Source organism: Agrobacterium sp. LAD9 (genome assembly GCF_003031125.1).
GTDB classification, from domain to species: domain Bacteria; phylum Pseudomonadota; class Alphaproteobacteria; order Rhizobiales; family Rhizobiaceae; genus Agrobacterium; species Agrobacterium radiobacter.
Window position 1 is genome coordinate 71,678 of sequence record NZ_PHGS01000001.1, and the last position, 14,254, is coordinate 85,931.

Below are 14,254 nucleotides of genomic sequence, written 5' to 3' on the forward strand. Positions count from 1 at the left end.
ATGAGCACCGCTTCCACTCCCCTGCCAAACTGGATCAGCTACGGCCTGTTGCCGCTGCTGAACGTCGTCACCGCCTTTCTGATTTCCGGCCTCGTCGTCTGGTCCATCGGTGAAAATCCGCTGGCGGCACTTCGCCTGCTCATCGAAGGCGCCCTCGGTCGTGGCGACGCCATCGGCTTCACGCTGTTTTACACGACTAGCTTCATCTTCACCGGCCTCTCCGTTGCGGTCGCCTTCCATGCCGGCCTGTTCAACATCGGCTCCGAAGGTCAGGCCTATATTGGCGGGCTGGGTGCCGCACTGGTGGCGCTTGCGCTCGACCGTTATGTGCCCTGGTATGTGACGATGCCCTTCGCCGTCATCGGTGCTGCACTTTTCGGTGCGGCCTGGGCCTTCATTCCGGCATGGCTGCAGGCAAAACGCGGCAGCCACGTCGTCATCACCACCATCATGTTCAACTTCATCGCCGCGGCACTGATGGTCTATCTGCTGGTGAATGTGCTGATCGTGCCGGGCAAGATGGCGCCGGAAACGCGCACCTTCCTGGCCGGGGGGCAATTGCCGAAGCTCGACTGGCTGATGGCGCTGTTCGGCCTCAAACTCGGGCCGGCACCGTTCAACGTCTCCTTCATCATCGCGCTGGTCATGTGTTTCCTCGTCTGGGTGCTGATCTGGCGCACCAAGCTCGGGTACGAGATGCGCACGCTCGGCGTCAGCCCTTCAGCGGCCGTTTATGCCGGCATTCCCTATGCGCGCACCGTCATCATCGCCATGCTCATTTCTGGTGGTCTGGCGGGAATGATGGCGCTGAACCCTGTCATGGGCGCTTCCGCCCGCCTGCAGGTGGAATTCGTCGGTGGCGCAGGTTTCGTCGGCATCGCCGTGTCGCTGATGGGGCGAAGCCACCCGCTCGGCATCATCTTCGCGGCATTGCTGTTCGGCATTCTCTATCAGGGCGGCGCGGATCTTTCCTTCGAGATGCCCAACATTACCCGCGAAATGATCGTAGTCATCCAGGGTCTGGTGATCCTCTTCGCTGGCGCGCTGGAATATATGTACCGGCCGGCGATCGTCCACATCTACCAGCGTTTGGCAAAGGGGTGAGCTGATATGGATTTCTTCGATATGCTGGTCAGCATCCTCGGCTCGACCGTCCGTCTCACCATCCCGCTGCTCTTCACCGCGCTCGCCGGGCTTTTTTCCGAACGCGCCGGCGTGTTCGATATCGGCCTTGAAGGCAAGATGCTGGCGGCGGCCTTCGCGTCCGCCTGTGTTGCCTACATCACCGCAAATCCCTGGGCCGGTCTGCTGGCCGGCATTGCTGTCTCCATCCTGTTCTCGCTGATCCATGGTTTCGCTGTCATCACCAATCGCGGCAACCAGATCGTATCGGGCGTGGCGTTGAACTTCATTGCTGCCGGTTTGACTGTGGTTCTGGGGCAGGCCTGGTTCGGCCAGGGCGGCCGCACGCCGCAGCTTCCGGGAGAAGGCCGTTTTGCTCCGATCATCCTGCCCGGTGCGGATACGATGCGGGAGGTGCCTTTCATCGGCCCGCTCTACGCTAACGTAATCTCCGGCAATAACATCCTCACCTATCTCGCCTTTCTGGCGGTGCCGCTGTCCTGGTGGGTGCTTTATCGCACCCGTTTCGGCCTGCGTCTGCGCGCTGTCGGTGAAAATCCGGGTGCCGTCGATACGGCAGGCATTTCGGTGACGTGGATGCGCTACCGCGCCGTTATCGTTGCCGGTTTCCTTTGTGGTTTTTCGGGCGCCTATCTCGCCGTTGCGCAATCGGCGGCCTTCATTGCCAACATGTCGGCGGGCAAGGGCTATATCGCGCTGGCGGCGCTGATCTTTGCAAAATGGAAGCCGGTGCCGGTCATGTTCGCCTGCCTGCTGTTCGGTTTTCTGGATGCCTTTGCCAACTTCATGCAGGGCAAATCCGTGCCCGGCATCGGCGAGGTGCCGGTGCAGATATTCCAGGCCATGCCCTATATTCTGACCTGCATCCTGCTTGCCGGTTTCATCGGCGTCGCCAAGCCACCAAAGGCCGGTGGCGTTGCCTATGCGAAGGAGCGTTAAGCTTATGTCCTCCGATACTCAATCCCATGCCCTGTTCGAGGCAGCGGTGGAGGCAATGGCCTTTGCCCACGCGCCCTATTCGAAATTCCCGGTCGGTGCAGCAATCCGCGCCGAAGACGGCAAGATCTACAAGGGCGCCAATATCGAGAACCTTTCCTTCCCGCAGGGCTGGTGCGCCGAACCTTCCGCCATCAGCGCCATGATCATGGGTGGGGCAAAAAAGATCAGCGAAATCGCCGTCATCGCCGAAAAGCTTGCTCTCTGCCCTCCCTGCGGCGGCTGCCGGCAGAAGATCGCCGAATTCGCCACGCCGGAGACGAAAGTCTATCTGTGCGACGAAACCGGCGTCCAGAAGGTCATGACCATGGAAGAGCTTTTGCCCTTCAGCTTCAAGACAGAGCTGCCCTGATGCCGGATATGCTGATTGATATTCTGGTGGAGCGCCTGAACGGCCTGATGCCGCGCGTGGCCATCGTCCTCGGCTCGGGTCTGGGTTCTCTGGTGGAAGAGGTCAGCGATCCGATCCGGGTGCCCTATGCCGAACTCCCTGGTTTTCCCGCAAGTGGCGTCTCTGGCCATGCGGGCGAGCTGGTGGCCGGTTATCTCGGTGGTGAACCGGTCATGATGCTCTCCGGCCGGGTGCATTATTACGAAAAGGGCGATCCCTCCGCCATGCGTGCGATCATCGGGGCGCTGGCTGGTCTCGGCGTGCAGTCACTCATCCTCACCAATTCGGCGGGTTCGGTAAGGCAGGATATGCCGCCCGGCTCGGTCATGCAGATCACCGATCACATCAACTATTCCGGCATGAACCCGTTGATCGGCGAGGAAAGCGACCGACGCTTCGTCGGTATGACGACAGCTTACGATCCTGATCTGATGCTTGCCATGCGCAATGCCGCGATCCGCGCGACGGTGCCTTTGTTCGGTGGTGTCTATATGTGGTTTTCCGGCCCGAGCTTCGAGACGCCGGCGGAAATCCGCATGGCGCGGCTGCTGGGAGCGGATGCCGTCGGCATGTCCACCGTGCCGGAAGTCATCCTTGCCCGCTTTTTCGGGATGCGTGTTGCCGCCGCATCGGTTATTACCAATTACGGTGCCGGCATGACCGGCGCGGAACTGAGCCATGAAGAAACCAAGGATATGGCTCCCGTGGGTGGCAAGAGGCTTGCCGCCATTCTGAAGGAAATGATCGCAGGAGGAGCGTGACCATGGAACTCCAGCGTCCGCGCGAAGCGGCTGCCCTGACACTGTCCTTGCTGGACCTGACAAACCTCAAGGAAGACTGCACGCCTGAGCAGATTGCTGCTTTGTGCCAGAGGGCGCATACGGAATATGGCAATACGGCGGCGATCTGCATCTGGCCCCGCTTCGTCGCTCAGGCGCGTGCGGCGTTCGGAAAGGACCACGCGATCCGCATCGCCACGGTCGTCAACTTTCCTTCGGGTGACCTCGACGTCGCAAACGTGGTCGCGGAAACCGAGGCCGCGATCCGCGACGGCGCCGACGAAATTGATCTGGTCATTCCCTATCGCAAATTCATAGCAGGCGATGAATCGGCGGTTTCCACCATGGTGGCCGCTGTGCGCAAGGCCTGCGCAGCACCCGTGCTTCTCAAGGTCATTCTTGAAACCGGTGAGCTGAAGGACAAGGCGCTGATCCGCCGCGCTTCCGAGATCACCATTGCCGAGGGGGCCGATTTCATCAAGACCTCGACCGGCAAGGTCGCGATCAATGCCACGCTGGAAGCGGCCGACATCATGTTGCAGGCGATCCGGGACAGCAGGCAAAAGGTTGGCTTCAAGCCCGCCGGCGGCATCGGTACGGTGGAAGACGCCACGCTTTATCTGCGGCTGGCGGAAACCATCATGGCGCCCAACTGGGCCATGCCGTCCACCTTCCGTTTCGGCGCTTCCGGCGTCCTCGACGACGTATTGAACGTGCTGGCTGGCGGTGAGCCGGCCAAGGCTGCCAGCGGGTATTGAGCTTGATCCCGCAGGAAATCATCCGCCGCAAACGCGATGGCCTGTCTCTGGAACCGCAGGAGATCGCCGCTTTCATAAGCGCGCTTTCGAAAAACGGCATATCGGAAGGCCAGGCGGCGGCCTTTGCCATGGCGGTGTTTTTCCGCGGCATGAACCGGGACGAAATGGTGGCGCTGACGCTCGCCATGCGCGACAGCGGCGATGTTCTGTCCTGGAGCGATATCGGCAGGCCGGTGGCGGACAAGCACTCGACCGGTGGTGTCGGCGACAATGTCTCCCTGATGCTTGCTCCCATCGTTGCCGCCTGCGGTCTCGCCGTGCCTATGATCTCCGGCAGGGGTCTCGGCCATACCGGCGGCACGCTCGACAAGCTGGAGGCGATCCCCGGTTATAACGTCATGCCGGACGAGGCGCTGTTTCGCCAGACGGTGAAAACGGTCGGCTGCGCCATCATCGGCCAGACGGGCGATCTGGCCCCCGCCGACAAGCGCCTCTATGCCATCCGCGACGTGACCGCGACGGTGGATTCCATACCGCTGATCACCGCCTCCATCCTGTCGAAGAAGCTTGCAGCCGGGCTGCAAACGCTGGTTCTGGATGTGAAGGTCGGCAATGGTGCTTTCATGCAGAGCGTGGAGGATGCCCGCAATCTCGCCCGCGCGCTGGTCGATGTGGCGAATGGTGCAGGTCTGCCGACGACGGCCCTGATAACCGACATGAACCAGCCGCTTGGCGATGCTGCCGGCAATGCGGTCGAAATCGTCAATTGCCTGGATTTTCTGGCTGGTAGCAAGGCGGGAACCCGTCTCGAAAAGGTCGTGCTCGCCTTCGCTGCGGAAATGCTGGTGCAGGCCGGAAGAGCGACTACGCTTGATGAAGGCGAGGCGCAGGCCATGGCCGCTCTTTCCTCTGGCCGGGCCATGGAGGTCTTTGCGCGGATGGTTTCGGCACTCGGCGGGCCTTCGGATTTCGTTGAACGCCCGTCCCATTACCTGCCATCCGCACCGGCCACTCTCCCTGTTCCGGCTCCGCGCAGCGGCTGGCTCGCATCCTGTGCGACGCGCGATCTCGGTATGGTCGTTGTCGAGCTTGGCGGCGGCAGAAGAAAACCGTCGGATACCATCGATGCTGCGGTCGGTATTTCGGACATCCTGCCGCTCGGCACAAAAGTAGAAAAGGGCGAACCTATCGCCCTCGTCCACGCGGCTTCGAAAGAAGAAGCGGAACGCGCCGCCGAAAGGATTGCGGCCTGTTACGGGATTGGCGACTCTGCGACAGAGACCGGCAACGTGGTTCTTGAGCGGATTATCTGACCAGCCGCATTTCGCCGTTCGACACCTTGAATGACGACAATTGCTTCAAAAAGCTCATGCCGATCAGCATGTTGCTCAGCGCATTGTCTTTGAGCACCATGGCATCGACATTCTGGACACGGATCGTGCCGATTTCCACGCGGTCGAGCTTCACATAGGCCGCCATGGTCTGGCCGTTGGCGGTTGAGATCGCATATTTAAAGTCGAGGCTGTTGACGCCGAAACCGAGCCGCCGGGCGATCGTCTCGTTGATGGCGACCGTGGAGGCGCCTGTGTCGACAAGCCCGTCGAAAGATTTGCCGTTGATACGGAAGGTGGCATTGAAATGACCGCGCGCATCCGCCTTCAGACTGACGCTGCCCAGCGACACCGGCTGCGGTTTGGCAAGTTCGGCGGTGGCATCGGATTTTGCCGCGCCGGTTTCCGGGCGTGGCTGAAATTTTTCCATCAGCGCCGGGATCTGCGTGGCGCTGACCGAAAGACCGACAAGCAGAAAAATCGCACGCGCCAGCAAGTGATTGCTCCTAATCGCAAGGTTTATCCACATGCAGCATAGGCGCAAAACATGCTGAAATCTTAAAAGAAAAAGCCATCCGCCGCGTTGCGTGCGGCGAATGGCTCAAGCGGTTAAGCAATGATGAACGGTATTACTTGGTGCCGTACATGCGGTCGCCGGCATCGCCGAGGCCAGGAACGATGTAACCCTTTTCGTTCAGCTGCTTGTCGATTGCGGCGGTGTAGATCGGCACATCGGGATGCGCTTCACGGAAATTCTTGATGCCCTCGGGGGCGGCCAGCAGACACAGGAAGCGAATGTTCTTCGCACCACGTTCCTTCAGCTTTTCCACGGCGGCAATCGAGGAGTTTCCGGTTGCCAGCATCGGATCGACAACGATGATAAGGCGCGCATCGAGACTTTCGGGAGCCTTGAAGTAATATTCGACGGCCTCCAGCGTATCGTGATCGCGATACACACCGATATGGGCAACACGCGCCGAAGGCACGAGTTCCAGCATGCCTTCCAGCAAGCCGTTGCCGGCGCGCAGGATGGAGGCGAAAACCAGCTTCTTGCCCTCCAGCACCGGAGCCTCGATGGTTTCGAGCGGCGTATCGATGGTTTCCATCGTCATTTCAAGGTCGCGCGTCACTTCATAGCAGAGCAGCGTCGAGATTTCCCTGAGCAGGCGGCGGAAGCCGGCCGTTGAGGTTTCCTTCTTGCGCATGATGGTAAGTTTGTGCCGCACCAGCGGATGTTCGATGACTGTGACGCCGTCCATGAAACTGGCCTTCCTTTTTATCTTGTGTCCTTGTCATTCACCGAAAGTGCGCTTTTCGCAAGCCTTCTTCGCGGTTTTACCCCGCGAACCGCAGCGTCACACACAATCGAGTTTTGCGAGCAGCTGGTTGCGCGTTTCCTCGTCCACGAAGGCGCATTCCAGCGCGGTTCGCGTCATGCGGTTGATCTCGGCATCGCTGAAACCGAACTCGTCCGCGGCCAGCGCGTATTCCCGTGCAAGCGAGGTGAAGAAAAATGGCGGATCGTCGGAACTGATGCAGACGCGCACCCCCGCGTCGTGCAACGCCTTGAGTGGATGGCTGCCGAAATCGGGATAAACGTCGAGTGCGATGTTCGATCCGGGGCAGACCTCCAGAACCGTTCCCGTCTCGACCAGCCGGGCGATGAGGCCGGCATCTTCGATGGCGCGCACGCCATGGCCGATGCGGGCTGGTTTGACGAGATCGAGCGCATCGGCGACGCTTTCAGGGCCGCAAACCTCGCCCGCGTGAATGGTCAGCCCGAGACCCGCATCGCGGGCGATATCGAAGGCGCGCGCATAATCGGCGACCCGACCCATGCGCTCCTCGCCCGCCATGTTGAAGCCGGTCACCAGTGGATGCCGGGCGCGTGCTGCATATTCCGCCGCTGCGATCACCCGTTCAGGACCGAAGTGGCGCTCGCCGGTGACGATGATGCGGGTCTCGATGCCGGTCTTTTCTTTGGCGATCCGGATGCCCTCGGCAATGCCGGCGAGATAGGCGTCTGCACCGAGCCCGATGCGGTCACCATGGTCGGGCGAGATGATCAGTTCACTATAGATCGTGTTGGCCTCGGCAAGTTCAGTCAGATAGGTTTCCGTCAGAACCGCGTAGTCTTCGTCCGTCTTGAACACCTGCGCCACCGCATCGTAGCACTGGATAAATTCGGCGAAATCCGACCAGACATATTGGCCGTCGCGCAAAAAGCCGCTGGTGTCTATGCCGTATTTCTCCGCCTGTCGTGCGACCAGCGCGGGCGATGCCGCCCCTTCAAGATGGCAGTGGATTTCCGCTTTCAGCAAATGGGATGTCAAATGAAGCTCCTGCCGTGTGAACCGGCCTCGATGCCAAGATGGTGGGCGATGCTTTCGCCGATATCGGCGTAGCTTGAACGGATGCCGACATCACGGGAACGGATACCCGGTCCGAATGCCATGATCGGCACCCTTTCCCGCGTATGGTCGGTGCCCCGCCATGTGGGGTCGCAGCCGTGATCAGCGGTGAGAAGGGCGATATCGCCAGGCGCCATCTTGCGATGGATTTCGGGGATGCGCGCATCGAAGGCCTCAAGCGCCGCCGCATAACCCGCAACGTCGCGACGATGGCCGTAAAGCATGTCGAAATCGACGAAATTGGTGAAGACGAGATCGCCGTTTTCAGCTTCGTCGATGGCCTGCAACGTTGCGTCCATCAGGGCGCTGTTGCCATTTGCCTTGATGACGCGCGAGATACCCTGATGGGCATAGATATCGCCGATCTTGCCGATCGCGTGCACCTTGCGGCCGGCCTCCACAAGCCTGTCGAGCAGGGTCGGTTCCGGTGGCAGAACGGAAAAATCGCGGCGGTTGCCGGTGCGTTCGAAGGTTGCGACCGTTTCGCCGATGAAGGGGCGGGCGATGACGCGGCCGATATTCAGCGGATCGAGCAGCTTGCGCACCGTCTCGCAGAGCGCGATGAGCCGCTGCAACCCGAAATGTATTTCATGCGCGGCTATCTGGAATACGGAATCGGAAGAGGTGTAGCAGATCGGCTTGCCGCTCCTGATATGCTCCTCGCCGAGCTTCGCGATGATCTCTGTGCCGGAAGCATGACAATTGCCGAGAATGCCGGGAATATCGGCTTGCCTGCAAATGGCCTCCACCAGATCGGGAGAAAAGGCGTCGCCCTCCGTCGGGAAATATCCCCAGTCGAACGTTACCGGCGTGCCGGCGATCTCCCAATGGCCGGAAGGCGTATCCTTGCCTTTGGAGATTTCACTGGCGGAACCGTGAAGACCGAAAATACGCTCAGGCGGTTCCATGCCCGCGGGAATGTCGCCGCTTGCCTGTTTCGCGATCTCCAGCAGGCCGAGCGAACACATGTTCGGCAGTTTCAGCGGACCGGAGCGAAGCCCGGCTTTGTCGGCAGCGCCCGCGGCACAGAATTCCGCGATATGGCCAAGCGTGTTCGCGCCAAGATCGCCATAGTGTTCCGCATCGGGTGCACCGCCGACACCGAAGGAATCCAGAACGAGAAGAAATGCTCTTGCCATAACTCACCGAAACAAAATGCGCCGACGGGCAATGTCAGGCCGAACTGTCGTTATAGATCAGCAAAACGTGAAGAAGGAAGTGCTTTTATGAACCATCCGGTAAAACCGGCCGTTCAATCCTCGCCCCGTTTCGATTTGGGAGCGTTGAGATTACGCAGGACATACCAGCCCGCGGCCACCACCATGGCCGCCAGAATATACCACGTAACGGCATAGGAGAGGTGGTTGTTGGGGAAGGTGAGCATGGTCTTGCCGCCGACCGGCAGGCCGTCCGGATTGGGTGTTGCGTCGGCGTCGACATAGAACGGCGCGACATCGGAAAGGCCGGATGCCTGCGAGATCTGAGGAATATTGCGGGAATACCAGCGGCCATTTGCCGGATCGTTGGTGCGCAGGAAAAGCCCGCCGGTTTCGGGCGCGCGCATCAGCCCGGTGATCTCGACGTTGCCGGCTGGTTCGCCTTCCCGGCGGGAGGATGGATCGCGCCTGTCGGACGGCACGAAGCCTCGATTGACGATGATGCTGGAGCCATCGTCGCGCTTGAGCGGCGTCATCACCCAATAGCCGGGACCGAGGTCTGTGACCGTATAGACCTGAACCTCCCTGTCATTGAGGAAGGTGCCGGACAGTTTCACACGGCGATATTCGTATTCTGCGGGGTCTTTGAGGGCTGGCCATTCGCCGGCGGCAGGGGCATCGACGGGGTCGGCATGGGCGCGGGCTTCGATGCGCTCGATAAGATCGAGCTTCCAGGAAAGGCGTTTGACCTGCCATGTGCCGAGCACCAGCAGCAGACCCGTCAGGACAACGGTCAGAAACAGAACGATGATCGCGGCGGGGCGGATAAGCCGGTTGTGGGGTGTGGTGTCACTCATGTCACGGTCCTTGCGAAGCGCGGCTGGCGGGAAAGGCCATCTGCTTTGGCGTCCACCGGGGGCTTCCTCCAGCAAATAACCCCATAAATCGCACCGGGATTCATGGGGTTATGTGTTGGCGCGGAACGCGGCCCGCCGGAAAACCGGCAGGCCGCTGATATCTGCTGCTCAGGGCAGGTTCTTCACATCCTCGATGTGCAGCGGCATCATGTTCTTGTTCATGTTGTACATGACCCAGAGCGAGCCGGAGAGCGTGATCAGGAGCACCACGACGGTGAAGATCAGCGCCATGAAGGTCCAGCCGCCTTCGGACTTGGTGTCCATGTGCAGGAAGTAGATCATATGCACGAAGATCTGGATGACGCCGAGACCCATGATCGCGATGACCAGCAGGGTCTTGCTTTCAAGAACGTCGCCCATGACCAGCCAGAAGGGGATCGCCGTCAGGATAACCGACAGGATAAAGCCGATCATGTAGCTCTTGAACGTGCCGTGGCTGGCGCCATCATGATGATGGTCGTCGCCATGCGCGTCGTGATGTGCGTGTGCTTCGGAACTCATCAAAGAACTCCCATGAGGTAAACGAAGGAGAAGACGCCGATCCAGATGACGTCAAGGAAGTGCCAGAACATCGACAGGCACATCAGGCGGCGTTTGTTTGCTGCGATCAGGCCATGCTTGGTAACCTGAACCATCAACGTGACGAGCCAGATGATGCCGAAGGTGACGTGCAGTCCGTGCGTACCGACCAGCGCGAAGAAGGCTGACAGGAACGCCGAGCGCTGCGGGCCGGCGCCTTCCGCGATCAGGTGGTGGAATTCGTAGAGTTCCACGGCAAGGAAGGCGAGGCCGAAGAGACCCGTGACGCCGAGCCAGACCAGCGTGGTCTTCACCTTCTGCTTTTCCATTTCCAGCATGGCGAAGCCATAAGTGATGGAGGAGAAAAGCAGGAAGCCGGTATTGATCGCCACCAGCTTCAGATCGAACAGATCCGCACCCGAAGGGCCGGCCGCGTAGTTGCGGCCGACAACGGCATAAGTGGCAAACAGCGTTGCGAAGATGAGGCAGTCGCTCATCAGATAGAGCCAGAAGCCCAGCGAGGTGCCGTTCTCCGGGTGGTGGTCTTCCTTCAGGTAGAAGACCGGTTCAGCGCCGTCGACGCTTTGTGCAGGTGTATGAGACATGTTCCGTTACGCCTGTTCCGCGAGCAGCTTGGTACGTTCCGCCTCGACCGTCGAAACATCGGACGCCGGAATGTAATAATCGCGATTGTAGTTGAAGGTATGGGCGATGGAGACCGCGATGATGGCGAGCATGGAGAGAGCCGCAAGCCACCAGATATGCCAAACCAGGGCGAAGCCGAGAACCACGCTGATGGCGCTGATGATGACGCCTGCGCCGGTGTTCTTCGGCATATGGATCGGGATGAAGCCTTCCTTGGGACGGTTGTAACCGCGCTTCTTCATGTCCGCCCAGGCGTCGACATCATGAATAACAGGCGTGAAGGCGAAGTTGTAGGCCGGCGGCGGCGACGAGGTCGACCATTCCAGCGTGCGGCCGTTGTAGGGGTCGCCGGTCACGTCGCGCAGCTTGTCGCGATTGAGGAAGCTGACGATGAGCTGGATGACGAAGGAAGCGATGCCGAGAGCGATCAGGAAGGCGCCGAAGGCGGCAATCAGGAACCAGATCTGCAGGGAATTATCCTCGAACTGGCTGATACGGCGGGTAATGCCCATCAGGCCGAGAATATAGAGCGGCATGAAGGCGAAATAGAAGCCGATGAACCAGAACCAGAAGGACAGCTTGCCCCAGAACGGATCGAGACGGTAACCGAAGGCCTTCGGGAACCAGTAGACGATGCCCGCAAGCACACCGAACACCACGCCACCGATGATGGTGTTGTGGAAGTGGGCGATCAGGAACAGCGAATTGTGAAGCACGAAGTCCGCTGGCGGAACGGCAAGAAGAACGCCGGTCATGCCGCCGATGACGAAGGTGATCATGAAGCCGATTGTCCACAGCATCGGAACGTCGAACTTGATGCGGCCCTTATACATGGTGAAGAGCCAGTTGAAGATCTTCGCACCCGTCGGGATCGAGATGATCATCGTGGTGATGCCGAAGAAAGCGTTGACGCTTGCGCCGGAACCCATGGTGAAGAAGTGGTGCAGCCACACGATATAGGCGAGGATGGTGATGACGCCCGTGGCGTAAACCATCGAGGCATAACCAAAAAGACGCTTGTTGGAGAAGGTCGAAACGATTTCCGAGAAGATGCCGAAAGCCGGCAGCACCAGGATGTAAACTTCGGGATGGCCCCAGATCCAGATGAGGTTGACATACATCATCGGATTGCCGCCGAGATCGTTGGTGAAGAAATTCGTGCCAACGTAACGGTCAAGGGTGAGAAGGGCGAGTGTTCCGGTCAGGATCGGGAACGAAGCCACGATCAGGATGTTCGAACACAGCGACGTCCAGACGAAGATCGGCAGGCGCATCATGGTCATGCCAGGCGCGCGCATCTTGATGATCGTCACGATCAGGTTGATGCCCGATAGCGTCGTTCCCACACCGGCGATCTGCAGACCCCAGATATAATAATCGACCCCGACCCCCGGGCTTCCGTCGATGCCGGAAAGCGGCGGATAGGCGAGCCAGCCGGTCTGCGCATATTCACCGATGAACAGCGAGATCATGGTGATGACGGCGCCGGCCGTGGTCATCCAGAAGGAGAAGTTGTTGAGGAAGGGGAACGAAACGTCGCGGGCGCCGATCTGCAGCGGCACGACGAAGTTCATGAGACCCGTGATCATCGGCATGGCCATGAAGAAGATCATGATGACGCCATGGGCCGTGAAAATCTGGTCGTAATGGTGCGGCGGAAGGTAACCTTCCGATCCGCCGGAGGCGATCGCCTGCTGAACGCGCATCATGATTGCGTCGGCGAAGCCGCGCAAAAGCATGACCAGCGCCAGAATGATGTACATGATACCGATCTTCTTGTGATCGATGCTCGTGAACCATTCGTTCCAGAGATAGCCCCACAGGCGGAAATAGGTAAGGGCGCCGACGACGGCGATGCCGCCCAGAGCCACGGCCGCGAAGGTCGCGACAAGAATGGGCTCGTGAAGCGGGATGGACTCCCATGTCAGCTTCCCGAACAGGAACGACGTTTGATCGGAATTGACGATCATTTTAGCCTCTTGCGATTCGAAAACGTAAATTCGGCGCGGACAGGCCGCGCCGCAGAATGCCGGGACGTATCGTCAGCCAGCGACTTGTTTCTTTTCCGGCAGCGCCGCAGGCTCGAAAGTCTGACCTTCGATCGCAGCCGGAGTGGATTGGGGGCCGCTGGCGACGCCGTAAGGTGCAAGCGGTGTGCAGACGACGGAGTTCAGCGCCTTGGCGATGTCGATGCCTTCCTTGCCGCCGCCGCCATTGGCGTCGATATGCATCATGTCGCGCATGCAGAGCTTGTTCGGCTCAACGCAGCGGTTGAGAATGGCGCTGTAGAGCTCCGGATCGACCGAAGCGAAATATTGCACCGGCTCACGCTCGGAAGGCTTGGCGAATTCCAGATATTCCTGCCGGCCAAAGCCCTTGCCGCCTTCCTTCGCCCTGGCAACCCACTGGTCGAAGCCCTGCTGGCTCAGACCATGGAACTTGAAGCGCATGTGGGAGAAGCCCGGGCCGGAGAAGTTGGCCGAGAAGCCGTCATAGACGCCTTCCTTGTTGATGACCGCGTGCAGCTTGGTCTGCATGCCGCCCATGGCGTAGATCTGGCCCGCAAGCGCTGGAACGAAGAAGGAATTCATCGCGGTCGTGCCGGTGATCTTGAAATTGATCGGAACATCAACCGGAGCGGCGAATTCATTGACGCTGCCAATGCCGAGTTCGGGATAGAAGAACAGCCACTTCCAGTCCATGGCCACCACTTCGACGGTGATCGGCTTGGTCTCGGCGGTCACCTGGCGGGTCTCGTCGATACGCTCCAGCGGGCGATAGGGGTCGAGACGGTGGGTGGAAATCCAGGTCACGGTACCGAGCATCAGGATGATGGCGACCGGAGCCGACCAGATAACCATTTCAAGGCGCGTGGAGTGGTGCCACTCGGGATCGTAGTCTTCGGCTTTCCCCGATTCGCGATACTTCCATGCGAAGAACAGCGTCAGGGCAATGACCGGGACGATGATGAGCAGCATCAGAACCGTGGACGTGATGATAAGGTCGCGCTGCTGGATGGCGACGTCGCCCGAAGGGTTCATCACCACGAGGTTACAGCCGCTGAGAAGCAGCAGAGCCGGGATTGCCAGAAGGGCGGATAGGATTTTTTTGATCGTGCGCACGTTCTTTGAACTCGTACAGTTTGGATTATGCCGCGAATAATTGCCGAACATCATTTTTCAAATGAGGTATATTGTCGCGGTGCAG

At 59.7% G+C, this 14,254-nt stretch carries 15 protein-coding genes; 6 read left to right on the forward strand and 9 right to left on the reverse strand.

The window, feature by feature from the left end; all coding sequences use genetic code 11:
• The 6 genes from DA915_RS00355 to deoA are packed head-to-tail and all read left to right on the forward strand — an operon-like array spanning nt 1 to nt 5,380.
• Nucleotides 1-1,104, forward strand: a complete 1,104-nt coding sequence (locus tag DA915_RS00355) for an ABC transporter permease (RefSeq protein ID WP_087743164.1) — start codon at nt 1-3, stop codon at nt 1,102-1,104.
• Nucleotides 1,105-1,110: 6 nt separating this feature from the next.
• Entirely contained in the window at nt 1,111-2,082 is a 972-nt protein-coding gene (locus DA915_RS00360; RefSeq protein ID WP_099085761.1) for an ABC transporter permease, read from the forward strand.
• A gap of 4 nt (nt 2,083-2,086) precedes the next feature.
• Entirely contained in the window at nt 2,087-2,491 is a 405-nt protein-coding gene (locus tag DA915_RS00365) for a cytidine deaminase (protein ID WP_003507241.1), read from the forward strand.
• Nucleotides 2,491-3,291, forward strand: a complete 801-nt coding sequence (locus DA915_RS00370) for a purine-nucleoside phosphorylase (protein WP_003507243.1) — start codon at nt 2,491-2,493, stop codon at nt 3,289-3,291. Before DA915_RS00365 ends, DA915_RS00370 begins: the two co-directional genes overlap by 1 nt.
• A 2-nt stretch (nt 3,292-3,293) precedes the next feature.
• Nucleotides 3,294-4,067, forward strand: coding sequence for a deoxyribose-phosphate aldolase (gene deoC, locus DA915_RS00375; protein ID WP_003507245.1), 774 nt, complete (start codon nt 3,294-3,296; stop codon nt 4,065-4,067).
• Nucleotides 4,064-5,380 carry a thymidine phosphorylase gene (gene deoA / locus DA915_RS00380; protein ID WP_107674746.1) on the forward strand — a complete coding sequence of 439 codons (1,317 nt, stop codon included), beginning with the start codon at nt 4,064-4,066 and terminating at the stop codon, nt 5,378-5,380. The genes deoC and deoA overlap by 4 nt, the downstream gene beginning before the upstream one ends.
• Here deoA and DA915_RS00385 read toward each other — a convergent pair.
• The 9 genes from DA915_RS00385 to cyoA all read right to left on the reverse strand — a co-directional run bounded on the left by DA915_RS00385 (nt 5,373) and on the right by cyoA (nt 14,220).
• Nucleotides 5,373-5,894 (reverse strand): TIGR02281 family clan AA aspartic protease, encoded by a 522-nt coding sequence (locus tag DA915_RS00385; RefSeq protein WP_060722729.1) that lies wholly within the window; start codon nt 5,892-5,894, stop codon nt 5,373-5,375. The genes deoA and DA915_RS00385 overlap by 8 nt on opposite strands.
• 133 nt (nt 5,895-6,027) lie before the next feature.
• Complete coding sequence (gene upp / locus DA915_RS00390; protein ID WP_003493096.1) at nt 6,028-6,657, reverse strand: uracil phosphoribosyltransferase; 630 nt, start codon at nt 6,655-6,657, stop codon at nt 6,028-6,030.
• 96 nt (nt 6,658-6,753) lie between these two features.
• On the reverse strand, nt 6,754-7,731 hold the full coding sequence (locus tag DA915_RS00395; RefSeq protein ID WP_107674749.1) for an adenosine deaminase: 978 nt from the start codon (nt 7,729-7,731) through the stop codon (nt 6,754-6,756).
• Nucleotides 7,728-8,948, reverse strand: a complete 1,221-nt coding sequence (locus tag DA915_RS00400) for a phosphopentomutase (protein WP_107674751.1) — start codon at nt 8,946-8,948, stop codon at nt 7,728-7,730. The genes DA915_RS00395 and DA915_RS00400 overlap by 4 nt, the downstream gene beginning before the upstream one ends.
• 113 nt (nt 8,949-9,061) lie before the next feature.
• Entirely contained in the window at nt 9,062-9,823 is a 762-nt protein-coding gene (locus DA915_RS00405) for an SURF1 family protein (protein ID WP_192886368.1), read from the reverse strand.
• Between the two features lie 168 nt (nt 9,824-9,991).
• Nucleotides 9,992-10,384 (reverse strand): cytochrome o ubiquinol oxidase subunit IV, encoded by a 393-nt coding sequence (gene cyoD / locus DA915_RS00410; protein ID WP_107674754.1) that lies wholly within the window; start codon nt 10,382-10,384, stop codon nt 9,992-9,994.
• Nucleotides 10,384-11,007 carry a cytochrome o ubiquinol oxidase subunit III gene (gene cyoC, locus DA915_RS00415; RefSeq protein WP_099085758.1) on the reverse strand — a complete coding sequence of 208 codons (624 nt, stop codon included), beginning with the start codon at nt 11,005-11,007 and terminating at the stop codon, nt 10,384-10,386. Before cyoC ends, cyoD begins: the two co-directional genes overlap by 1 nt.
• Before the next feature lie 6 nt (nt 11,008-11,013).
• Nucleotides 11,014-13,017 carry a cytochrome o ubiquinol oxidase subunit I gene (cyoB, locus tag DA915_RS00420; RefSeq protein ID WP_107674761.1) on the reverse strand — a complete coding sequence of 668 codons (2,004 nt, stop codon included), beginning with the start codon at nt 13,015-13,017 and terminating at the stop codon, nt 11,014-11,016.
• Nucleotides 13,018-13,089: 72 nt separating this feature from the next.
• Nucleotides 13,090-14,220, reverse strand: a complete 1,131-nt coding sequence (gene cyoA, locus DA915_RS00425) for a ubiquinol oxidase subunit II (protein WP_003507258.1) — start codon at nt 14,218-14,220, stop codon at nt 13,090-13,092.
• Nucleotides 14,221-14,254 lie beyond the last annotated feature (34 nt).